The organism is Thermodesulfovibrio sp. Kuro-1 (genome assembly GCF_006538445.1).
Taxonomy (GTDB): domain Bacteria; phylum Nitrospirota; class Thermodesulfovibrionia; order Thermodesulfovibrionales; family Thermodesulfovibrionaceae; genus Thermodesulfovibrio; species Thermodesulfovibrio yellowstonii.
In genome coordinates, this window is the sequence record NZ_BJKS01000004.1 from 73,235 (window position 1) to 94,933 (window position 21,699).

The following is a 21,699-nucleotide window of genomic DNA, read 5'->3' on the forward strand; positions in this document are numbered from 1 at the left end:
AAAGGATGCCTTGAAGTTACACACCTCAAAAGCATCCCCTGTCTCCCGATTAAACTTCTCAGGGGGCTGTATGGAAGATTTAATCGGTTCATCTATTTTATAGATTATCAATTCTCATGCCATAGAATTTTTTAATATTATTCAATTAATTAGCAATATAAATGGGTGCAACTTTTTTTGCTTAATCTAAAATATAGAAAAAATTTTTTCAGGGGGTTGTTTTTTTGTGTAGTCTTTTGTTGAGTGCCTGTCTTGTTATACCAAGCATGGAAGCTGCTATACCCTGATTTCCTTTTGATCTTCTTAAAGCTTCGGTAACAAGTATTTCTTCCATCTCTTTTAAGGTTGGAAGCCTTTCTGGAAACCTCATCTGAATATAAAACTTTACTATCTCACTTTTAAGTTCCTTATCAATTGTATTGCTTATATCTATCATATCTTTAAAAATCTCCAAGGATAAAAAATTAGATTTACATCTTGCTACCGCATCATAAACTATCATTTTTAATTCTCTTATGTTGCCAGGAAAAGGATAATTCATCAAAAGTATTATCAATTCTTCAGGATATTTAGGAGGTTTTTTTGAAAGAGAAAAAGCAGCCTCTTCAATAAAATGTTCAATTAAAACAGGAATATCGTCCTTTCTTTCCCTTAAAGGTGGTAAATGAACATGATGAGCTTTAAGTCTATAAAATAAATCTTTTCTAAATTTTCCACTATTAACCATTTCCTGTATATCCTGATTGGTTGCAACGATTAGTCTTGCATCAGTATTTTTGGGAAGGTCAGACCCCAAAGGATAATAGACCTTTTCCTGAATAACCCTTAAAAGCTTAAGCTGAGAAGCTTCTGATAAATCTCCAATTTCATCAAGAAACAGGGTCCCTCCCTTTGCTCTTGAAATCAATCCCTCCCTATTAGAAAAAGCTCCAGTAAATGCCCCTTTTCTATGACCGAATAAAGTATCTGAAAACATGGTATCATCAAGACCTGCAACATTTACTGCTACAAATTCTCCCTTTTTTTCACTTATCTTATGTATTGCTCTTGCAACGAGTTCTTTTCCTGTTCCTGTTTCTCCTGTAACTAAAACAGGTTGTTCAGTTTTTGATATTACTTCAATATATTTAAAAATTCCTCTCATTTTCTGATTAACAGTTATGATCTCTGAAAAAGCGTTTTCTTGTTCCAGTTTATCTTCAATCAATCTATGTTTTAATCCTAAAATTTCTTCTTTTAACCTATTCATTTCTAATGCTTTTTTTATAGATGATATTAACTTATTTTTTTCAATAGGCTTTACGAGATAATCGCATGCACCAATTTTCATACACTCAACTGCAGTTTCTATGTCTTTTATTGCTGTTATTATAATAACTGGAATTTCTGGATACTCTACTGAAAGATACTTTAGCAAATCAAAACCTGATATATACGGCATTGAAAGGTCAAGAAGCAAAATAGAAAAAGTTCTTTCTTTTAAAATAATAGGAATTTCACGGGAATCTTGAATTAAAACAACATCTTTAAGCCCTGCCTGTTTTAAAATAAGAGAATAAGAGTATAGTGCCTCCTTTTCATCATCTACAATAGCAACACTGTAATTAAAATTTTCCATTTTCTAAAACATAGGGAAGATAAATTGTTACTTTTGTTCCTTTGTTTTCCTCAGACTGAATGGTAATTTCACCACCAAAATCTTCTATAATGGATTTGGAGAGATAAAGTCCAAGCCCTGAACCACCTGATGAATATTTAGTAGAGAAAAAAGGTTCATATATATGAGGCATAATATTCTTTGGAATTCCTACTCCCTCATCATTAATTTCAATATATACTTTATCTGATATCATACCTGTAGAAATAAAAACTCCTCTCTGTCTATTTGGTAATGACTGTAATGCATTCATTAGTAAATTTATTATTAGTTGCTCTAATTTCTGCATATTGCCTTTAATCTTTGGCAATCCTTCAGTAAAATTAAAATTAAAGTTCTCTGTATAAATAAAAATATGATGATTAAGAATTGTAACTACTCTTCTTACAACCTCATTTATATCAATAACCGCAGTTTCTGACTTCAAACCTTCTTTCACATATTTTCTAAAATCATCAATTGTATCGGAAATTCTGTTAATCCCATCTATTACTGAAATCATAAGTCGAGGTATTACTTTATCTATTTCTGAAGAAGAAATCCCTCCTATCAAAAATTCTCCATTTTCATCTTCATATTCCTTAATTATAGTAAAAATATCATTCCATGCTTGAAAAGTAATTTTCAGATTATTAACCATAAAATTACAAATATTGTTTATTTCATGAGATATGCTGGATGTAACTAAATCTACAGATTTTAGCTTGTCCTGTAGTATAAGTTGAGCATTTTTTCTTCGTTTTTCTTCTTTTTTATTAATTTTTTCTGTAATATCTTTAAATGTAAAACAAACTGTCCTGTAATCATCATATGCAACGGGGTATAAACTAAAAAGCAAAACTCCCTTTTTATTGTCATTTCTTTTAAAACTAATAACCCTGTTTTCTTCAACTTTATGACAATCTTTTATTAATTTTATGAAGTTTAAATATTCATCTTCTTGAAAAAATGTTGATAAATCTGGATTCCCTTCCAAAAAATCTTTTGCTTTCTGATTCATATATAATATTTCATATCTTTCAGGTTCAAAAACAATTACAGATTCTGAATATATATCTATAAACTTTAAAAAAATTTCACCTAACTGCGTTTCCTTCTGAAATATCTTCATTTTATTGTGATTTTATCTTCACCACCTTTTGAAGCTTTTCCAATTAAATAGGCTTTGTAACCCTTTTTATTTAAGATGGCTAAGGATTTTTGAATTTCATTTTGTTCAACAACAAAAATATAACCTATTCCCATGTTAAAAACTTTAAACATCTCTGCTTCATTAATTTTACCTATGTTTTTTATTAAATGAAAAATTGAAGGCACAGTCCAGCTATTTTTGTCTAAAATTGCTGTTATATTTTTAGGTAAAATTCTGGATAAATTTCCGGGGATACCTCCACCAGTTATATGTGCCATACCTTTAACTTTTACTTTATCTTTAAGGGCAAAATATGCTTTAACATAAATTTCTGTTGGTTTAAGTAGTTCCTTTGCAAGGATACAGTTTAATTCAGGTATATACTGATCAATTCTCAATTTGCCTATATCAAAAAGGACTTTTCTTGCAAGAGAAAAACCATTGCTATGAAGCCCTGAAGATGCTACACCTATGAAAACATCTCCTTCTTTTATTGAAGAACCATCAATTATTTCTTTTCTATCAACTACACCTACAGCGAATCCTGCAAGGTCATATTCATTTTTTTTATAAAACCTCGGTAATTCTGCAGTCTCTCCTCCTATAAGAGCACAACCAGCTTCTTTACAACCTTGAACAATACCTTTTATAACTTCTGTGGCTTTTGTTGCATTAAGTTTTCCAGTTGCGAAGTAATCAAGGAAAAACAAGGGTTCTGCACCAACTGTTAAAATATCATTCACACACATGGCAACAAGGTCTATTCCAACTGTATCGTGTTTATCTGCTTCAAAGGCTATTTTGAGCTTTGTTCCAACTCCATCTGTTCCACTAACCAACACTGGTTCTTTATATTTTTTTACATCAAATTTAAATAATCCTGCAAAAAGTCCTATTTCAGTAAGAACTTCTTTCCGAAATGTCGTTTTAACAATAGGAGAAATCATGCTGACAAATTTATCTGCTTCATCAATATCAACTCCTGCTTTTTTATATGTAATACTCATAAAACCTCCCTTATCTTCATGCTAATATCAACAGCAGTAGCTGAATGAGTTAATGCACCAATTGATATAAAATCAACACCTGTTAATGCAATATTTCTAATATTTTCAAGATTTACACCACCTGATGCTTCAAGTAAAACTCTTCCATTTGCAATCTCTACCGCTTTTTTCATTTCTTCAATATTCATATTGTCAAGCATGATTATATCTGCTTCTGCAGAAATTGCTTCTTCAAGTTCTTTAAGATTTTTTACCTCTACCTCTACTTTTTGATGTATACATTGATTTTTAGCTTTTATCACAGCCTCTCTAACAGATCCTACAACTTTTATATGATTATCTTTTATTAAAACTGCATCATAAAGTGCAAACCGATGATTAATACCTCCACCAATTTTTACTGCGTATTTTTCCATAAATCTTAATCCAGGAGTTGTTTTTCTTGTATCAAGAATTTTTACTGGTAAATCTTCTACTTTTTTTACAAACTCTCTTGTAAATGTAGCAATACCTGAAAGCCTCTGTAAAAGATTCAAAGCAATCCTCTCACCTGCAAGCAGTAACCTCGTATTTCCTTTAACAGAAGCTATGACATTGGATTTTTTAATAAAATCACCATCTTTATAGTATTCCTCAAAATATATTTGCTCAGGTTGGAATCCAAAGTATGAAGATAGAATAGTAAAAAATCTTTTTACAAAAGGCATGCCTGCAAGAATAATATCCTCCTTGCATATTATCTGAGCTAATGCTTTACAATCTTCAGGTATAATAAGCTGAGAGGTTATATCTCCATTTCCAATATCTTCTATTATTGAAAGTTTAAAAAGCTCATCAATCAAAGGATTAAACATTATTTTTTAAGAAAAAGTCTTAAAAGTCCGTAAATGCCTCCTGCAACTGCAGTAACTGCAAGAGCGCTTTTCCAGTCAAAAAGTGTTGTAATGTTTCCTTCTATATTCTTACCTATCACAATTACACTTGCGGAGTTTTTAACTTCTACATTACTACCTATTATGAGACCTGTTGCTGACCTTTTTATTTCTGCTTTATCCCTACTAAGAGCAAAAGGACATAGTGAAAAATTAATCTCTGTTTTTTCTCCTGTTGAAACTCCGCTTATACACTGATTCATATTCAACTCATTAGATTTCACAAATCCGATTGCTCCCTGAGTAATCTCAGCTTTTTCAGAATCAATACTTAATGCACAAACCTGCTGCAATTCTGCTGTACCAGCCTCAACAGCTCTAATCGTGCTTTGTTTTACATTTAAAAACTCAGCTTCAACTATATCAAGGCTCTGCCCTTCAATATCAAGCTTTTCTTCCATTGTTTCCCCCTAATTTTTTAATTCTTCAATAACTGAAAGATTTTCTTTTATTTTATCATGTTTTACGAGAAGTCCCTCATATTTTTCTTTATCCTTTTTTACAACGTCCTCAGGAGCGTTTTTTATAAAATCCTCATTCATCAGCTTTTTATTGAGAAAATTAATATCTTGCTCTGTTTTTTGAAGTTCTTTTAAAAGTCTTCTTTTCTCCTGTTCTATGTCAATCAATCCTTTAATTGGTATATATATTTCAAAATTTTTCTTAACTGATACAGCAGAGCCTTTTGCTCTGCTAAGATCTTTTTGTATTTTCAAACTTTTTGCTTTTGCAAGTTTCAAAATAAACTGATATCCCTCATTTAAAATATTTTCTGCTTGAGGAGTTAAAGATTTTATATAAACATCAACATTTAAAGAAGGCGCGATATTTAATTCTCCACGAATGCTTCGTATTCCTGAAATTGCCTCAATTATATGTTCCATCTTATCTATTGCTTCTTCATCTTTGTTTATCAAATCATGAGTAGGATATAGTGAAATCATTAAAGATTTTTCCTTTCCTAAAATATTAAGCCATATCTCCTCTGTAACATATGGCATGAAAGGATGAAGAAGTTTAAGGATGTTTTCAAAAACATAGAAAAGACAATTAACTGTTTCGTCTTTTTCCTCTGTATCAGAATATAGAACAACTTTGCTTAGCTCTATATACCAGTCACAAAATTCATGCCATAAAAACTGATAAACAGTTCCTGCAGCATCATTAAATCTATAAGCATCAAGTGCTCTGTTTATTTCATATATAGCATCTGAGAGTTTTGACAAAATCCATCTGTCTTTCAATGATTTGACGTCTTCTAATTTGACTTCTTCTTTTGTTCTTAAATGAGCAAAACTCATTATAAACTTCATTGCATTCCAGATTTTATTTATAAAATGTCTGTATCCTTCAACTCTTTCTTCTGAAAATTTGATGTCTCTTCCCTGAGCTGCAAATGCTGCCAATGTGAATCTGAAAGCATCTGCTCCATATTTTTCTATCATCACAATCGGGTCTATAACATTGCCCTTTGATTTACTCATCTTCTGTCCCTTGGAGTCCCTTACAAGAGCATGTATATAAACATCCCTAAATGGTACATCTTTCATAAACTTCATACCCATCATAATCATTCTTGCAACCCAGAAAAATATTATGTCAAACCCTGTTACAAGAACATTTGTTGGATAAAATCGTTTTAAATCTTCTGTTTCCTCAGGCCAACCGAGCGTTGAAAATGGCCATAATGCAGAGGAAAACCATGTATCAAGAACATCAGGATCTTGTATCAATTCTTTACTTCCGCAATAAGGACAAGTTTTTGGTTCTTCTCTATTTGCAAAATGTTTAATCTCTTTCGGTATTTTTATCATTTTAGCCCTTTGTTCAATCTCTTCCTTTGAAACCCCGAGTTTTCTCAATTCATTGAAACTGCCTCCCCATATTTCCTTTCCATTAAGAGTAATAGGTTTATAAAACAAAATTTCTATTAAATCACCTTGCTCTTTGCCATCAATGGTTTTACATTCTGCACAATACCATACAGGAATTCTGTGCCCCCACCATAGCTGTCTTGAAATACACCAGTCTTTAATATCACGCATCCATGCATAGTAATTGTTAACCCAACCTTCTGGGATAAACTTGATTTTCCCTTCCTCTACAACTCTAACCGCCTCTTCAGCTAAGGGTTTTATCTTGACATACCATTGAACTGTCTGAAAAGGCTCTATAACTGTTTTACATCTGTAGCAATGCCCAACAGCATGTTTGTGTTTTTCTGTTTTTTCAAGAAGACCAAGCTCTGTTAAATCATTGATAATTTTGTTTCTCGCATCATACCTTTCAAGTCCTTTATATTTTCCAGCCTCCTCTGTCATCCTGCCTTCTTCATTAATTACACAAACATAAGGAAGATTATGTCTTTGAGCCATCTCAGCATCATTAAAATCATGAGACGGTGTTACTTTAACAGCACCTGTTCCAAATTCCATATCTACAGCACTATCTGCAATTACAGGAATCTCTCTATTTATCAATGGTAGTATTAATACTTTACCAATAAGATTTTTATACCTTTTATCCTCTGGATTAACTGCAACTGCTGTGTCACCAAGCATGGTTTCAGGACGCGTTGTTGCCACTGTGATGAATTTTTCAGGGTCTTCTTTCAGAGGATATTTAATATAGTATAGTTTGCCTTCTAATTCCTCGTGTTCTACTTCAAGATCAGAAAGCGCGGTATGACATCTCGGACACCAGTTTATGAGCCTTAAATCCCTGTATATCAATCCCTCTTCAAAGAGTCTTAGAAAAACTTCTTTAACAGCCTGACTAAGCCCTTCATCCATTGTAAAACGAAGACGAGACCAGTCACATGATGCGCCTATTCTTTTAAGTTGTTCTATTATTCTACCTCCACAGGATTCTTTCCACTGCCATACTCTTTCAAGAAAGGCTGTTCTTCCTAATTGATATCTATCAATACCTTCTTGAAGTAATTGCCTTTCCACAACATTCTGAGTAGCAATCCCCGCATGATCAGTTCCCGGAATCCATAATGCTGCATATCCAAGCATTCTTTTCCATCTTATAAGAATATCCTGAAGCGTAGCATTTAAAGCATGCCCCATATGAAGAGTTCCTGTCACATTTGGAGGTGGAATTACTATACAATAAGAAGGCTTTTCAGAATCAGAGTCTGGTTTAAAAAATCCTTTTTCTTCCCAGAAACTGTAAAGTTTTTTTTCAATCTCCTGAGGTTTATAGATTTCACTAATTGATAACTCTTTCTTAAACATGCTTCTGCTCCATGCCCTCCAGAATTTGTTTTAAAATAGTTTGCATCTCCGCTCTAACTTCCTCTCTTATATAAGGTCTAAGTTTATCAATAATTTCACTTTCTTTTTCATAAATATGCTCTACAGTTTTTTCCTGTTCAGATAGAAAAGACTCTATTTTTGCATTAAATTCTTCCTGAGTAAATGGTTTAATTATAAAATCTACTCCTAAGTTTTTAAATTGATTAAGATTAACAAAAGAATAAAAATCTACAACCAGTAAAATTGGCAATAAAAGAGAGTATTTTTCTCTTATCTTTTTACAAAAATCCAATAAATCTGTCTCTTCTTGATCTGCGACTAAAAGTATTAATTTAGGTTCATAACGGTCAATATTCTGCAATGTTTCATCAATATTTGGAAAAAATTTAACCGAAAATTTGTTTTTATTTAAACTATTCAAATAGTTTGATATAAAAGAAGATTTTCCAACTAAAAGGATTGTAAACATTTATTTTTCCCTCATTAGTTCCTCTGTTTGTTTTGTTTTCATCCTTTTTACAAGTTCTTGATAGGAATGATTTCTAATAATTTTATTGAATTGAGAACGGTAATTACTTACAAGACTAACTCCTTCTATAACAATATCATAAACTTTCCATTCTTTTCCCGCAAAATAAAGCCTGTAATCAATCGGAATCTCCTTTTTGTCCTTTGTTATTATCTTTGTTTTTACTTCAGCATATTTACTATTTTCAACTTTTTCATCTGTATAAATTACCTCTTCATCAGTATATGATTCAATTTTATCAATGTAAGACCTTTCAAGCAGATCTTTATAAAGCTCAATAAACTCTTTTTTCTCCTGAGGTGTTCTATCTTTCCAGTAAACTCCTAATGAGCGCTTTGACATTTCCTCAAAATCAAAAACTTTTCCTATTTCTGTTCTTAAAGCTAATCTTCTTTGCTGGGTTTTATTTTTGCCTTTATATTTAGGGTCTTTGAGAATGCTTATTACCTTATCAACAGTCTTTTTAATCTGCTCTTTCGGAGAAACAACAGCGAAAGCACCTGAGACTGTAAATACAAGAATTAATAAAATCAGTATCAATTTTTTCATTCTATTTAACCTCCCTTTCATCTTTATCAAGTCCTGATGCCTGAACTAAGTTTGCCAAAGCCATTTTTTGGTTGTAAAGTGCTTTTAAATGATTTATTCTTGTAGTTGCATACGCAAGCACAGCATCAGCTAAATCCTTTGTCTCTCCAATACCCATATCAATATTTGCATCTGCAGTTACAAGCCATTTTTTTGCATTTTGATAAGCTTCTTCCATATCCTTAGCACTCTTTGATGCTTCCTGTAGCTCAATGTATGCTTTCATAATTTGAACAGGGATACCGTTTTCAGCAAGTTTTTTCTTTTCAACTATTTTTTGATACTCAATCTCTGCTTCTCTTATCTTACCCTTTGTTATTCCGAAATCTATATTGAGTTTCATCCCAAGCACAGCTGCAAGCATAGAATCATTAAGAGGGTCATAAATATACGGATTATGAATTCTGTCTCTGTTGGTTGCTCCCGCTAAAGAACCCTTAACTAAGAAAAAAATCTGTGGATAAAGATTACTTTTTTCAACATCAATTAAGGATTGTCTTGCCTTAAGTCCTTCTCTTATCTGAATCATCTCAGGTCTTAAAATAAAAGCTTTAGCAATTAATTCATCTGGTTTCATATATGATTCTTCATACTTTAAGGGTTCTGTAATTATCTCAATCCTTTTACCTGAAAGTCCTGCCATAAATCTTAAAGCTTCTATTATTATTGCTTCATTCTTATCAATCTCATTTAAATTTCTTTTAACTTCGCCAAAATAGGTTTTAAGTTTATAAAGAGTAAGCTCATCAGCAGGTGGAATATCTTTTTTTAAATCTTCTTCTGTGCGTTTTATTGCTTTCTCAAGTTCATCTTTAATCTCATTTGCCAAATTTCTTAATTCTCTTATCAGAGAAAGACTCCAATAAAGCTCCTTGGTTTTCAAAATAATCTCTGAACGCTTTTTTTCAAGTTCTGCTTCTGAAACTTTAATTCCTCCTTCTGCAGCAGTTTTATATCCTGAGAGCTTGCCAAAGGTATAAATTGGCTGCAATACCTGCATCGTGAGCATTCCAAAAATACCATTAATTGTAGTTGATTTAACATCTGTTCTTATCTCTGGAGATATTGCCTCTTTTTCTGCTTTCGGAGACGGACCACCTAAAGCCATTAATTCAATCTGGGGAAATACCGCAGCTTGAGCCTCGGTAAGTTTTGCTTTATAAATTTCAACATCCTGTTTAAATTCTCCAAGCTCTGGATGGAATCTAACAACTCTTTCAATACATCCTTTAAGGTCAAGAACTATCCTGTCTTCTGCAAAACAAGCTGATGAAATAAAAACTACAAAGATAAAAATCAAACTTCTAAATTTTACCGAACACATATTTTGACAATACCTCCTCTATATCTACTGATGATTCTGTTTCCCTAATTTTGCCATTCTGAGCAATATATTGTTCAGAACCTCCTGGAGTAATCTGAACATATTTTTCGCCAATTAATCCCTTTGTCCTAATTGAAGCAATTGAATCATCTGGAAGCTTAATTGAACTTAGTATCTTCAATTCAACCACTGCCTGGTATTTATTATTAAGAGTTACTTTTTCAACAGATCCTACAGGAACTCCAGCAATTTCTACGACAGATCCTTTTTTAATCCCTCCTACCTTGTCAAACTCTGCATAAACAGTATAGTAACCTGTCTTAAACATATCAATCTTGCCAAGCCTGAAAGAAAGATATCCGAGTGAAAGAATTCCAATTAAAACAAATACTCCAACTAATATTTCAAGATGTTCTTTCTTCATTATTCCCTCCGTTTTCTATTCCCATTATAAAATTTTTTACAACAATATTATCACTTTTTTGAATTTCCTCTGGTGTTCCTGCTTCAACAATTTTTCCATTATGAAGCATGGCAACTCTATCTGAAATCTCAAATATTTCAGGAATTTCATGACTTATTATCAACCCAGTAAAGCCGTACTGTTTCTGAGTATCTCTTATAAGTTTATGAATAGACCGAACCAGAATAGGATCAAGACCTGTTGTGGGCTCATCAAACAAAATTATTTTTGGATGAGCTATTAATGCTCTTGCAAGAGCAACTCTTTTACGCATTCCTCCACTGAGTTCTGCGGGATATTTATACTCCATACCCTGAAGTCCCACATCACTTAGTGCTTTTATAACTCTTTCATAAATCTCTTTTTTATTTAGTTTAGTTTTCTCTGCAAGAGGAAATGCAACATTATCATAAACAGTCATTGAATCAAAAAGTGCACCTCCCTGAAAAACTACTCCAATATCTGCTCTTATTTCATCAAGCTTGATTCCTTTTAGCTTTGTTATATCCTGTCCCTTTATAAATATACTTCCTCTGTCTGGCTTTAGTAATCCAACAATGTGTTTAAGAAGAACAGATTTCCCGCCTCCACTTCTTCCAATTACAGCAGTTACCTCTCCTTCATTTATAACCAAACTAACACCTTTTAATACTTGCTGTTTTCCAAAAGATTTGTAAAGTTCTTTTATTTCAATCATAAAAGAAATGCTCCAAGCATATAATCCCAGAGGAGAATAACAACAGAGGAAAGCACAACAGCGTTAGTTGTTGCTCTGCTTACACCTCTTGCACCGTAACCTGAGGTATATCCCATGAATGTGCAAATCCAGGTTACAAGCAGTCCAAAACTCAATGATTTATAAAGCCCAATTCTTATATCTTCCATGTCAACATAAAGCTCCATCTGTGAAAAATATGTTCCTTCACTAAGTCCCAATGCATGAACAGAAACAAGATATCCACCATAAATACCTATAACATCAAAAACTGCTGTTAAAAGAGGAAAAGCAACTATACCAGCAAGAATATTCGGCACAACTACATATTTCATGGGATTAACTGCCATTACAGTAAGAGCATCAATCTGTTCAGTAATTCGCATGATTCCAATCTCTGCTGTCACCGCAGAACCAGCTCTTCCGGTAACCATTAATGCACAGAGAACAGGACCCAACTCTCTTATAAGAGAAAGTGCAACAACAGGACCGAGCAATGCTTCTGCTCCGAATTTATTTAATGCATAGTATCCCTGAAGAGCTAAAACCATACCACTAAAAGCACCTGTAAAAATTACTACAATCATTGATTTATTGCCGAAAAATCTTACTTGTCTGAGAAAATTACGGAACTTAAATGGAGGTATAAAAATGTAATAAATTGAATCTACAAGGAAAATAAACATTTTTCCAAGAAACACAAAAAGCTCTATTGAGTATCTACCAATGAATTTTATAAATGAAATCATTGAAGTTTTAAATAATAGCCATTTTCGCTTTTGTTTGTCAATATTCAGGCAATTTCTGGTAGTTAAAATTCTACGATATCAAAAAACAAAATATACTACTTTTGCATATTCACATTTTTAATTACGTTATAGAAGTAAATGTATGCGAAATCAGTTAAAAGTGTTAAAATAAATAAATGCTTGATTTCATAAAAGGGAAAGTTATTACAGTTAAACCGGATAAGATTGTTATTCAAACAGGTGGGATCGGTTATTCAGTTAAAATACCAATCAGAGTGTCCAGATATATTAACAGAGATGAAGAAACTCAGATTTTTACATCTCTAATTGTAAAAGAAGAATCCATTGAAATTTATGGATTTTTAGAAAGCTCAGAGAGAGACCTTTTTGAGGAACTAATAAAAATTGCAGGCATTGGTCCAAAAATGGCAATCAATATTCTTTCAACCTATGATAGAGAAACTCTTTACAAAATAATTGACCACGAAGATATAAAATCACTAAGCAAAATTCCTGGAATTGGTAAAAAAACTGCTCAAAGAATTCTTCTTGAATTGAGAGGTATTTTGCCTTCTTTGCAATATGAAAAAGACCAGAAATATGATGATATTTTGTCAGCTCTTTTAAATCTTGGGTATAAAAGACTTGAAGCAAAAGAAGTTTTGGATAAAATTTATAATAATGAAAAAGATGAAGCAACAATAATTAGGGAGTCTTTGAGTATATTAGCTGGAAAAGATGGAAAATAACGAGCTTTTAGATATTACACTGAGACCCAAGAGTTTAAAAGAATTTATAGGGCAGAAAAAAATTAAAGATAATATTGAAGTTTTTATCAAGGCTGCACTTATAAGGCAGGAACCCCTTGATCATGTCCTTTTCTGCGGTCCTCCTGGGCTTGGAAAAACAACCCTTGCAACAGTTATAGCAAATGAACTTGGAGTGAATATTAAAAGCACATCAGGACCTGTTCTTGAACGGGCAGGTGATGTTGCAGCAATTCTCACAAATCTTTCTGACAGAGATATCTTATTTATTGACGAAATTCACAGACTTCCAAGAATGGTTGAGGAGATATTGTATCCTGCAATGGAAGATTTTACACTTGATATAATCGTTGGTCAAGGACCTTCTGCTCGCTCAATAAAAATAAACCTTCCGAGATTCACGCTTATTGGTGCAACAACAAGAACAGGACTTATTACATCGCCACTAAGAGATCGTTTCGGAGTTGTTTTCAGATTAGAGTTTTACAATTCAGAAGAGCTCAAAGAAATTGTAAAAAGGTCAGCAAGAATTCTCGGAATTTTGATAGAAGAAAACGCCGCTACGGAGATTGCGAGAAGATCTCGTGGAACTCCGAGAGTAGCAAATAGATTACTTAAAAGAATAAGAGATTTTGCTCAGGTTAAGGATAAAGATATTATAGATTTACAAATAGCACAGGAAGCACTGATTGCCATGGATGTTGATGACTATGGGCTTGATGATATGGATAGAAAAATTCTTCTTACAATAATTGAGAAGTTTAATGGCGGACCTGCAGGTATTGAATCAATAGCAGCATCATTAAGAGAAGATAAAGATACAATTGAAGATGTATATGAACCCTATCTCATGCAGGAAGGATTTATTGAAAGAACAGCAAGGGGAAGAGTGGCTACCAGGTTTGCCTATGAGGTTTTAAAAAGAAAAATACCTGAAAGGTTGTTTTAATGAGAATACTGCTTCACACATGTTGCAGTAACTGTGCTATTTATCCTTATGAAGTTCTTAAAAATAAAGGATTTGATGTGGTTTTATTTTGGTATAATCCCAATATTCATCCATATACAGAATATCAACTGCGACTTGACTCTTTGAAAAAACTACAAAAATTATGGAATCTTGAAGTTATTTATGATGCTGATTATAGTGAGTTTTATAAGTTTTTAAAACTGGTTTCAGGAAGAGAAAAGGAAAGATGTGAAATATGTTATAGAATAAGACTTGAAAAAACTGCTGAAAAAGCTAAAGTAATTGGAATTACAGATTTTACAACCACCCTATTAGTAAGCCCATATCAAAAGTTTGATAAAATAATAAAAATAGGAATGCAAATAAGCAAAAACTATAACATCAATTTTATTGCAGAAGACTTTAGAAAAGGATTCAGAAAAGCAATGAATACTGCTCAAGAGATTGAACTTTACAGACAGAAATACTGTGGATGCATATATTCAGAGGCTGAAAGATATTTAAAGAAAATAGATTATGAATGAGATTGGAAAATTTTTAATTCTTATTGGAATAATTACAATTATAATCGGTTTAATTCTCATGTTAACTGGCAAAATCCCTTTTATTGGCAGGCTCCCAGGAGATATTGTAATTGAGAGAAAAAATTTTATATTTTATTTCCCTCTTGGCACATCAATACTCTTAAGTATTATAATTAGTCTGATATTTTATCTTCTAAGCAGGAAATGAAAGAGATGAGATTAATTTTACCAATCCTGATTACTCTAATTTTTAGTTTGCAAACCTATGCAATGGATAAAAATAGCAATTCTTTTATAAGAGTTCTTTTAGGAGATAAAAGGCCATCTTCAAATGAATTAGAAAAAATAAAAAAAGTTGCAGCAAAAACCATTGTGAACGGTTCAGCTTATCATGGTGAGATAGAGATATGGAAAGGAAATGAAGGATATTTTCTCATAAATGTAATTCAACTTGAAGACTATGTAAAAGGAGTTGTTGCATCAGAGGTTGGGATTCATTGGCCAGAAGAAGCCTTGAAAGCACAAGCAGTTTTGGCAAGGACTTATGCAGTTGCCCATATTCTTCGCAACAGAACAAAAAATTTTTACGATGTAACATCCTCAGTATTTCATCAGGTTTACAAAGAAGATGAAGGAACAGAAGAGGTAGAAAAAGCTGTCAGAGAAACAAAAGGACAGATACTTAGTTATAATGGAGAGCCAGTAATGGCTTTTTATCATGCCTGTAGTGTAGAAAAAACAGAAGAGCCAAAGGAAGTTTTTGGAAAAGAATATCCATATTTAAAGTCAGTAGAAGTCCCATCAACACCATCACCTTATACTTTATGGGAGAAAAAAATTTCTTTTGAAATCCTTGAAAAGGTTTTATCAATGACAAAGATATCTTATGTTAAAATAGCAAGTTACACCACTACCGGAAGAGTAAAAGAACTTGAATTCAGTGATGGTAAAAACAAAAAATTAGTAAAAGCAACGGAACTCAGAAGACTTCTTCAGTGGACAGCACTGCCAAGTACAATGATTACATCTATTAGAATTGAAGATGATGGTATAGTGTTTGAAGGAAAAGGATATGGTCATGGAGTTGGAATGTGTCAATGGTGCGCGTTTCAGATGGCACAAGAGGGAAAGAATTATAAGGAAATTCTTCAATATTTTTATCCAGGGACGGAAATAAACATAATCAATGAAAATAACTGAACTTAATTATACTCTGCCTACAGATTTAATTGCCCAGAAACCCTTATCAGAAAGAGATAAATCTCGTCTTCTTGTTTTACACAAAAACACTGGGGAAATAGAGCATAGAATATTTTATGAAATTGTTGAATATTTAAATGAAGGTGATATTCTTATTATTAATAACACAAAAGTTATCCCTGCAAGACTAATCGCGGAAAAGCCTTCAGGAGGAAAAATAGAAATTCTTTTAATTAAAGAAAAAAAATGTTCATCTCAAAACGTTGTCTGGGAAGTAATGACTAAAGGAAGCTATGAAGGAGAAGTTTTTATTGATGAGTTTATAGCTGAACTCAGAAATAATTGTGACGGAAGATATATTGTTTTCAAGAATATGACCTCTCCTAAAGTGAGGAATCTCATCAATGAAAAAGGGTTTATGCCCTTACCTCCTTATATTAAAAGGAAACCTATCCAGAGTGATAGACAAGACTATCAGACAGTTTATGCAAAAATGAATGGTTCTATTGCAGCTCCTACAGCAGGACTTCATTTCACAAAGGAACTCTTGGAAACTATCATAAGTAAAGGTGTTAAATTAAGAGAAATAACTCTTCATGTTGGAGTAGGAACTTTCAAACCAATAAAAGTGGACAAATTGCAGGAACATAAAATGGATCCCGAATATTTTGAGATAGACAAGACTCTTATAGAAGAAATATACGCAATTAAAAAGGCTGGTAAAAGAATTTTTTCAGTTGGTACAACAACAACAAGAGCATTAGAAGGATATGCTTCAGGCAAATATGAAGATAGGGGGTCTGATAATTATAAAATAAAGGGTAGCACAGATATTTTTATTTATCCAGAATTTTCTTTTAAAATTGTTGATGCATTAATTACAAATTTTCATTTACCAAAGTCAACTCCTCTTGCCATGGTTTATGCTTTCTGTGAAATGCAAAAAGTGAAAAAAGCTTACAGAGAAGCTATTGAAAAAGGATATAGATTTTTTTCATATGGTGATGCTATGTTAATCATATGAAAAAAAAGGGTGAGGAACTTATAGTGATACATAAAAAAACATTTTTTTTAATAGTTTTCAGTATAGCAATTATTGGAGTCTTAGTTGGCTATACAATTGGTTATATTACAGTACCAGCAAAAGAAGTTTATGTTCAAAAAACTATTGAGCCTGAAAAAACAGTTCTACCATCTACCTTTGAGTCCCAGCTTGCAAAAAAACAGGATAATACTATTCAACAAAATCAACCTGAAAGTTCAGAAAAGGAATCAGAAAAAGAAAATGTAAAAATAATCAAAGAAGTGGAAGCAATGGAAAAAAGTGAAGTTAAAGAAAATAAAGAGTTACCAAAAACCTCAAAGGTAGAAAAACATATCTCAAAAAAACTAACTTATAGAAAAGCTATGTATACACTTCAGATAGGCGCTTTTAATGAAATTGAAAATGCAGAAATTTTAATGAAAAAACTTAAAGAAGCAGGAATTAATGCTCAACTTCTCAAAGAAAATTTATACAAAATTAGAACAGGTTATTACAGACGATTTACTGATGCTCAAAAAGCTTCAGAAATTCTTAAGTCAAAGGGTTTTGAAAACTTTATAATTAAAATAAGTAAACATTCAAAAGGAGGATAGCCATCGCACGTATAATTGAACTTGATGAAGAAAGAGAATATCCATTTATCCATGGGGGATTGGATAAAATCTTTCAGTTAATAGAAGATGCTCTGAATGTAACTTTAAATGTTAGAGGAAACAAACTAATTATTCAAGGAGAAGATGAAAGAGATATTGAAAAGGTAGAAAAAATAATAGAAGAAATAAGAACAGTTAATAGAGAAGGATATATCATAAAGCCTGAAGATATTATTCATTCTATTCAAGGACTTAAAGAAGGCAAGCCTGTATCCATACTGAGTCTTTTTAAAGGAGGAATCCCCATTCCTTCAAAAAAAAGAGTTATCATTCCTAAAACAGAAATGCAAAAAGCATATATGGAAGCTATGTTGAAGTATGACATAGTCTTTGGAATAGGTCCTGCAGGAACTGGGAAAACTTATCTTGCAATGGCTATGGCAATTCACTTTTTACTAACAAGACAAGTCTCCAGAATAGTTCTTGTAAGGCCTGCTGTTGAGGCAGGAGAAAAATTAGGATTTCTTCCAGGTGCTATAGAGGAAAAAGTGAGCCCATATCTTAGACCGCTTTATGACGCACTCTATGATATGCTTGACCTGGACAGAGCTTCCAAACTTATTGAAAAGGGAGCTATTGAGATTGCACCCCTTGCATTTATGAGAGGTAGAACTCTCAATGATGCCTTTATAATCCTTGATGAAGCTCAGAATACAACAACAGAGCAGATGAAAATGTATTTGACAAGACTTGGTTTTGGTTCAAAAACAGTTATTACCGGAGATATTACACAGATAGACCTTCCACCTCAAAAAATATCAGGGCTAGTTGAAGCTTTAAAAATTCTTAAAGATGTACAAGGAATAAAAATTATTTATTTCACTGAAAAAGATGTAGTAAGACATAGACTTGTTCAGGAGATTATAAAAGCCTATGAAAAACATGAAAGACAACCCCCAACTTAAGCCTACTACTCCAGATAGGTCTTATCTAAGAAAATTTATTGAAAAATTCAAAACACATCAAAATGGAAAAGAAAGAAAAATACTTATTGAAAGAGAGACTTTACCTTATCTTATAATTTTATCACTTTTAAATGCCTTCTTGCTTCATGATTTTAAATCTGGCATATCTTCATTCTTTGGAAGTTTTATTGTTATTTTTCTTCTTCTTATATTTTTCTATAGAGATTTAAAAAGGTACAAACCAGCCTATCTTAAAAAGAAAAAAATGATGGCTTTGCTTGCAAGCCTTATAGTTTTCACACTGATTATTTCAAGAGGATTTGAACATATATTTTTAGTGTTTTCTAAAGGATTAGGAGTTGAAAGCATAGTTATGCACACATTTGGAATACCTCTTGCCCTAGGACCTGTAATTGTAGTATTAATATTTGACTTTCATACCGCTATAACATTTTCTTTAATTCTTAGCCTTATGGCTGGTATATGGTTAAAAACCTCTCTAATACCTCTTTATGTTTTTATCGGATGCCTTATCGGTGCATTCAGCCTTCTTAAATGTAAAAAAAGGACTGATATCATAAATGCAGGAATATATATAGCATTGGCAAATATATTTAGTTCAAGTGCTATTCTTCTTATAATGGGATTTTTTGATTTACATTCACTATATTTTGCCGTTGTTTTTTCAGTTATAAATGGATTTACAGTATCAGCATTGTGTTTTTTGTGTTTACCTGCTATAGAAAGATTGTTTAATGTAACAACCCCTGTAAGCCTTGTAGAATTGCTTGATATTGACCATCCATTGATGAAGCAACTTTCAGTTGAAGCACCTGGAACTTATCATCATAGCATGATAGTAGGAAGTCTTGCAGAAGCTGCTTCAGAAGTAGTTGGAGTTAACCCTTTGCTTGCAAAAGTTGCTTCTTATTATCATGATATAGGCAAAATAAGAATGCCAGAGTATTTTGTTGAAAATCAGACAGGTTGTATAAGTAAGCATGAAAAGCTTAATCCTCATTTAAGCAGTATGATTATAATTGCTCATGTAAAAGACGGAGTTGAACTTGCGGAAGAATTCAATCTGCCTGAAATAGTTAAAGATGTAATTCAACAACATCATGGAACCACGCTTGTTACATATTTTTATCAAAAAGCTTTAAAGGAAATGGAAACTCCTCCATCTGAACAGGATTACAGATATCCGGGTCCAAAACCACAAACAAAGCTTGCAGCACTTATTATGCTTGCAGATGCTGTAGAAGCTGCATCAAGAACTCTTGATGATCCAACACCAGCAAGAATTTCAGGACTTGTAGATAAAATAATTAAAAATATCTTTCTTGATGGACAACTTGATGAATGTGAAATCACTCTAAAAGATTTAAGTGAGATAAAAAAGAAGTTTGAATACATTCTCGCAGGAATATTTCACAGAAGAATTTCCTATCCAGAACCTGCAAAGGAAAAAATAGTATGAGAATTTCTATTGAAGTTATCAATAGACAGAGAAAAATTAAAGTTGCATCAAAAAAAGTAATAAGCAGAATAAAAAAAATAGTTAGTTTTTTATATGAAACCAAAGATCAAAAACTATCTAAAATAATCATTAAAAATCCAGCCTTTCTGTTAATATCTGTAATATTTGTTGGAGACAAAAAGATGAAAGAACTCAATTCTAAATACAGAGGCAAAAATTCTGTTACTGATATTTTATCTTTCCCCTATTTAGAAAACGAACCTTCTGGCAATTTATTTCTTGGCGAAATTATTATTAATCCTAAAAAAGTTTTCTCACAAGCAAAGCAATATAATAAAACATTCTGGCAAGAACTTGATAGAATTTTAGCACATGGTATCCTTCATCTCCTTGGCTATGACCATGAAGTATCTGACAGCGAAGCAAGAAAAATGCGTAAATTAGAGCAAAAGATTCTATCTAATCTAAAGCCCTAATTCTTCAGGTGTTCCAATTCTCCCAAGCACTCCGCTTGTAGCAGCAACTGCTGGATTGCTGAGATATACTTCACTCTCAGGATGTCCCATTCTGCCAACAAAGTTTCTGTTAGTTGTTGCAACAGCTCTTTCGCCTTTTGCAAGAATGCCCATATGTCCTCCAAGGCATGGACCACAGGTAGGTGGAGAAACTACTGCCTGGGCATCTATGAATATTTCAATTAAACCTTCTTTTAATGCTTGCATATAGATTTTTTGTGTTGCTGGGATGATTATCATTCTTACTTCAGGATGCACCTTTCTGCCCTTCAAAACCATTGCTGCTTCTCTTAAGTCTTCAAGCCTTCCATTGGTGCATGAACCTATTACCACCTGGTCTATTTTTATATGAGAAAGCTCATTTGCAGGTTTGACATTAGAAGGAAGATGAGGGCAGGCAACCACTGGAGGAATTCTTGAACAGTCATATTCTTTTATTTCAAAGTATTTTGCATCTTGGTCTGAATTATAGATTTTATAAGGTCTTTTTGCACGTAGTTTGACATATTCCTCTGTAATCTTGTCAGGAACAATTATACCGGCTTTTGCTCCCGCCTCAATTGCCATATTACACATACTAAATCTTCCGCTCATTGGCATATTGTCAATTACTTCTCCTATAAATTCCATTGCCATATAGGAGGCTCCGTCAACTCCAATATCACCAATTGTATATAAGATTAAGTCTTTCCCACTAACCCATTTTTGAAGTTTCCCGTAATATATAAATTTTATTGTCTCAGGAACTTTAAACCAGCATTCACCTGTTGCCATTGCTATTGCCGCATCCGTAGAGCCCACGCCAGTTGCAAAGGCACCTAAAGCACCATAGGTGCATGTGTGACTATCTGCTCCGATTACAAGGTCACCAGGAAGAACTATGCCTTCTTCTGGAAGAAGGGCATGTTCTATTCCTACTCTGCCAATTTCAAAATAGTGTTTGATTTTATATTTTTGCGCAAATTCTCTAAGCATTTTACACTGTTCAGCAGCTTTTATATCCTTTTGAGGAGTAAAATGGTCAGGCACAAGGGCTATGCGTTCTCTATCAAACACATCTTTAACGCCAAGCTTTTCAAACTCTTTTATAGCAATTGGAGCTGTAATATCGTTGGCTAAAACTATATCTACCTTCGCATTTATTATTTCACCTGGTGTGACTTCCTTTTTACCAGCATGGGCAGCAAGAATTTTTTCGGCAATTGTCATTCCCATAAAAACCTCCGAACTCTTTATTTAAGTTAAAAGATTAGATTTTATTATTGCATAAAGATTTGAAAA

Annotated in this window: 23 protein-coding genes; 10 read left to right on the top strand and 13 right to left on the bottom strand. The window is 32.7% G+C overall.

The features are described from left to right. Positions 1-208: 208 nt before the first annotated feature. From FLY87_RS06250 to FLY87_RS06305, 12 genes are read right to left on the bottom strand one after another with little or no spacing between them, the layout of a single operon-like run. A complete protein-coding gene (locus tag FLY87_RS06250; protein WP_028842551.1) occupies positions 209-1,618 on the bottom strand; it encodes a sigma-54 dependent transcriptional regulator in 1,410 nt (469 codons plus the stop codon). Then, on the bottom strand, positions 1,605-2,768 hold the full coding sequence (locus tag FLY87_RS06255) for an ATP-binding protein (protein ID WP_141266603.1): 1,164 nt from the start codon (positions 2,766-2,768) through the stop codon (positions 1,605-1,607). Before FLY87_RS06255 ends, FLY87_RS06250 begins: the two co-directional genes overlap by 14 nt. Beyond that, positions 2,765-3,796: a phosphoribosylformylglycinamidine cyclo-ligase gene (gene purM / locus FLY87_RS06260; RefSeq protein ID WP_141266605.1), complete on the bottom strand. Its 1,032-nt coding sequence runs from the start codon at positions 3,794-3,796 to the stop codon at positions 2,765-2,767. Before purM ends, FLY87_RS06255 begins: the two co-directional genes overlap by 4 nt. Further along, positions 3,793-4,650, bottom strand: a complete 858-nt coding sequence (gene nadC / locus FLY87_RS06265) for a carboxylating nicotinate-nucleotide diphosphorylase (protein ID WP_012545113.1) — start codon at positions 4,648-4,650, stop codon at positions 3,793-3,795. Before nadC ends, purM begins: the two co-directional genes overlap by 4 nt. Further along, a complete protein-coding gene (locus FLY87_RS06270) occupies positions 4,650-5,129 on the bottom strand; it encodes a hypothetical protein (protein ID WP_012546000.1) in 480 nt (159 codons plus the stop codon). Before FLY87_RS06270 ends, nadC begins: the two co-directional genes overlap by 1 nt. Positions 5,130-5,138: 9 nt before the next feature. Then, entirely contained in the window at positions 5,139-7,970 is a 2,832-nt protein-coding gene (locus FLY87_RS06275; protein ID WP_141266607.1) for a valine--tRNA ligase, read from the bottom strand. Next, positions 7,963-8,460, bottom strand: a complete 498-nt coding sequence (locus FLY87_RS06280; RefSeq protein ID WP_012545196.1) for a two-component system response regulator — start codon at positions 8,458-8,460, stop codon at positions 7,963-7,965. The genes FLY87_RS06275 and FLY87_RS06280 overlap by 8 nt, the downstream gene beginning before the upstream one ends. Further along, positions 8,461-9,069 (bottom strand): phospholipid-binding protein MlaC, encoded by a 609-nt coding sequence (locus tag FLY87_RS06285; protein WP_141266609.1) that lies wholly within the window; start codon positions 9,067-9,069, stop codon positions 8,461-8,463. A 1-nt stretch (position 9,070) separates the two neighbouring features. Then, the gene (locus FLY87_RS06290) at positions 9,071-10,432 is read right to left on the bottom strand and encodes a TolC family protein (RefSeq protein WP_028842545.1); all 1,362 of its coding nucleotides are present in this window, start codon (positions 10,430-10,432) and stop codon (positions 9,071-9,073) included. Beyond that, on the bottom strand, positions 10,413-10,856 hold the full coding sequence (mlaD, locus tag FLY87_RS06295) for an outer membrane lipid asymmetry maintenance protein MlaD (RefSeq protein ID WP_012545373.1): 444 nt from the start codon (positions 10,854-10,856) through the stop codon (positions 10,413-10,415). The genes FLY87_RS06290 and mlaD overlap by 20 nt, the downstream gene beginning before the upstream one ends. Then, a complete protein-coding gene (locus FLY87_RS06300) occupies positions 10,837-11,592 on the bottom strand; it encodes an ABC transporter ATP-binding protein (protein ID WP_028842544.1) in 756 nt (251 codons plus the stop codon). The genes mlaD and FLY87_RS06300 overlap by 20 nt, the downstream gene beginning before the upstream one ends. Next, positions 11,589-12,359: an ABC transporter permease gene (locus FLY87_RS06305; protein WP_012545987.1), complete on the bottom strand. Its 771-nt coding sequence runs from the start codon at positions 12,357-12,359 to the stop codon at positions 11,589-11,591. Before FLY87_RS06305 ends, FLY87_RS06300 begins: the two co-directional genes overlap by 4 nt. Positions 12,360-12,535: 176 nt before the next feature. Here FLY87_RS06305 and ruvA point away from each other — a divergent pair, with 176 nt between their 5' ends. The 10 genes from ruvA to ybeY are packed head-to-tail and all read left to right on the top strand — an operon-like array spanning position 12,536 to position 20,379. Continuing rightward, positions 12,536-13,108 carry a Holliday junction branch migration protein RuvA gene (gene ruvA, locus FLY87_RS06310; protein WP_012545070.1) on the top strand — a complete coding sequence of 191 codons (573 nt, stop codon included), beginning with the start codon at positions 12,536-12,538 and terminating at the stop codon, positions 13,106-13,108. Then, the gene (gene ruvB / locus FLY87_RS06315; protein ID WP_012546115.1) at positions 13,098-14,075 is read left to right on the top strand and encodes a Holliday junction branch migration DNA helicase RuvB; all 978 of its coding nucleotides are present in this window, start codon (positions 13,098-13,100) and stop codon (positions 14,073-14,075) included. Before ruvA ends, ruvB begins: the two co-directional genes overlap by 11 nt. Next, the gene (locus FLY87_RS06320; protein WP_012546830.1) at positions 14,075-14,620 is read left to right on the top strand and encodes an epoxyqueuosine reductase QueH; all 546 of its coding nucleotides are present in this window, start codon (positions 14,075-14,077) and stop codon (positions 14,618-14,620) included. The genes ruvB and FLY87_RS06320 overlap by 1 nt, the downstream gene beginning before the upstream one ends. Continuing rightward, positions 14,613-14,828, top strand: coding sequence for a DUF2905 domain-containing protein (locus tag FLY87_RS10425; protein WP_012545707.1), 216 nt, complete (start codon positions 14,613-14,615; stop codon positions 14,826-14,828). The genes FLY87_RS06320 and FLY87_RS10425 overlap by 8 nt, the downstream gene beginning before the upstream one ends. A 5-nt stretch (positions 14,829-14,833) precedes the next feature. Next, positions 14,834-15,820: a SpoIID/LytB domain-containing protein gene (locus tag FLY87_RS06330; protein WP_012546594.1), complete on the top strand. Its 987-nt coding sequence runs from the start codon at positions 14,834-14,836 to the stop codon at positions 15,818-15,820. Then, positions 15,807-16,844: a tRNA preQ1(34) S-adenosylmethionine ribosyltransferase-isomerase QueA gene (gene queA / locus FLY87_RS06335; protein ID WP_012545420.1), complete on the top strand. Its 1,038-nt coding sequence runs from the start codon at positions 15,807-15,809 to the stop codon at positions 16,842-16,844. Before FLY87_RS06330 ends, queA begins: the two co-directional genes overlap by 14 nt. After that, the gene (locus FLY87_RS06340; protein WP_012546352.1) at positions 16,841-17,458 is read left to right on the top strand and encodes an SPOR domain-containing protein; all 618 of its coding nucleotides are present in this window, start codon (positions 16,841-16,843) and stop codon (positions 17,456-17,458) included. The genes queA and FLY87_RS06340 overlap by 4 nt, the downstream gene beginning before the upstream one ends. 59 nt (positions 17,459-17,517) lie before the next feature. Then, positions 17,518-18,423, top strand: a complete 906-nt coding sequence (locus FLY87_RS06345) for a PhoH family protein (protein ID WP_012545286.1) — start codon at positions 17,518-17,520, stop codon at positions 18,421-18,423. Continuing rightward, entirely contained in the window at positions 18,392-19,903 is a 1,512-nt protein-coding gene (locus FLY87_RS06350) for an HD family phosphohydrolase (protein ID WP_051345851.1), read from the top strand. The genes FLY87_RS06345 and FLY87_RS06350 overlap by 32 nt, the downstream gene beginning before the upstream one ends. Then, positions 19,900-20,379 carry an rRNA maturation RNase YbeY gene (gene ybeY / locus FLY87_RS06355; protein WP_051345850.1) on the top strand — a complete coding sequence of 160 codons (480 nt, stop codon included), beginning with the start codon at positions 19,900-19,902 and terminating at the stop codon, positions 20,377-20,379. The genes FLY87_RS06350 and ybeY overlap by 4 nt, the downstream gene beginning before the upstream one ends. Here the strand turns inward: ybeY and leuC are convergent. Beyond that, a complete protein-coding gene (gene leuC, locus FLY87_RS06360) occupies positions 20,368-21,633 on the bottom strand; it encodes a 3-isopropylmalate dehydratase large subunit (protein WP_141266611.1) in 1,266 nt (421 codons plus the stop codon). The genes ybeY and leuC overlap by 12 nt on opposite strands. Between the last annotated feature and the right edge of the window lie 66 nt (positions 21,634-21,699).

What these genes read in the sequence shown, in the direction of transcription:
- FLY87_RS06250 (WP_028842551.1), bottom strand. Translation starts at nt 1,618, where the DNA reads ATGGAAAATTTTAATTACAGTGTTGCTATTGTAGATGATGAAAAGGAG.
- FLY87_RS06255 (WP_141266603.1), bottom strand. Translation starts at nt 2,768, where the DNA reads ATGAAGATATTTCAGAAGGAAACGCAGTTAGGTGAAATTTTTTTAAAG.
- purM (WP_141266605.1), bottom strand. Translation starts at nt 3,796, where the DNA reads ATGAGTATTACATATAAAAAAGCAGGAGTTGATATTGATGAAGCAGAT.
- nadC (WP_012545113.1), bottom strand. Translation starts at nt 4,650, where the DNA reads ATGTTTAATCCTTTGATTGATGAGCTTTTTAAACTTTCAATAATAGAA.
- FLY87_RS06270 (WP_012546000.1), bottom strand. Translation starts at nt 5,129, where the DNA reads ATGGAAGAAAAGCTTGATATTGAAGGGCAGAGCCTTGATATAGTTGAA.
- FLY87_RS06275 (WP_141266607.1), bottom strand. Translation starts at nt 7,970, where the DNA reads ATGTTTAAGAAAGAGTTATCAATTAGTGAAATCTATAAACCTCAGGAG.
- FLY87_RS06280 (WP_012545196.1), bottom strand. Translation starts at nt 8,460, where the DNA reads ATGTTTACAATCCTTTTAGTTGGAAAATCTTCTTTTATATCAAACTAT.
- FLY87_RS06285 (WP_141266609.1), bottom strand. Translation starts at nt 9,069, where the DNA reads ATGAAAAAATTGATACTGATTTTATTAATTCTTGTATTTACAGTCTCA.
- FLY87_RS06290 (WP_028842545.1), bottom strand. Translation starts at nt 10,432, where the DNA reads ATGTGTTCGGTAAAATTTAGAAGTTTGATTTTTATCTTTGTAGTTTTT.
- mlaD (WP_012545373.1), bottom strand. Translation starts at nt 10,856, where the DNA reads ATGAAGAAAGAACATCTTGAAATATTAGTTGGAGTATTTGTTTTAATT.
- FLY87_RS06300 (WP_028842544.1), bottom strand. Translation starts at nt 11,592, where the DNA reads ATGATTGAAATAAAAGAACTTTACAAATCTTTTGGAAAACAGCAAGTA.
- FLY87_RS06305 (WP_012545987.1), bottom strand. Translation starts at nt 12,359, where the DNA reads ATGATTTCATTTATAAAATTCATTGGTAGATACTCAATAGAGCTTTTT.
- ruvA (WP_012545070.1), top strand. Translation starts at nt 12,536, where the DNA reads ATGCTTGATTTCATAAAAGGGAAAGTTATTACAGTTAAACCGGATAAG.
- ruvB (WP_012546115.1), top strand. Translation starts at nt 13,098, where the DNA reads ATGGAAAATAACGAGCTTTTAGATATTACACTGAGACCCAAGAGTTTA.
- FLY87_RS06320 (WP_012546830.1), top strand. Translation starts at nt 14,075, where the DNA reads ATGAGAATACTGCTTCACACATGTTGCAGTAACTGTGCTATTTATCCT.
- FLY87_RS10425 (WP_012545707.1), top strand. Translation starts at nt 14,613, where the DNA reads ATGAATGAGATTGGAAAATTTTTAATTCTTATTGGAATAATTACAATT.
- FLY87_RS06330 (WP_012546594.1), top strand. Translation starts at nt 14,834, where the DNA reads ATGAGATTAATTTTACCAATCCTGATTACTCTAATTTTTAGTTTGCAA.
- queA (WP_012545420.1), top strand. Translation starts at nt 15,807, where the DNA reads ATGAAAATAACTGAACTTAATTATACTCTGCCTACAGATTTAATTGCC.
- FLY87_RS06340 (WP_012546352.1), top strand. Translation starts at nt 16,841, where the DNA reads ATGAAAAAAAAGGGTGAGGAACTTATAGTGATACATAAAAAAACATTT.
- FLY87_RS06350 (WP_051345851.1), top strand. Translation starts at nt 18,392, where the DNA reads ATGAAAAACATGAAAGACAACCCCCAACTTAAGCCTACTACTCCAGAT.
- ybeY (WP_051345850.1), top strand. Translation starts at nt 19,900, where the DNA reads ATGAGAATTTCTATTGAAGTTATCAATAGACAGAGAAAAATTAAAGTT.
- leuC (WP_141266611.1), bottom strand. Translation starts at nt 21,633, where the DNA reads ATGGGAATGACAATTGCCGAAAAAATTCTTGCTGCCCATGCTGGTAAA.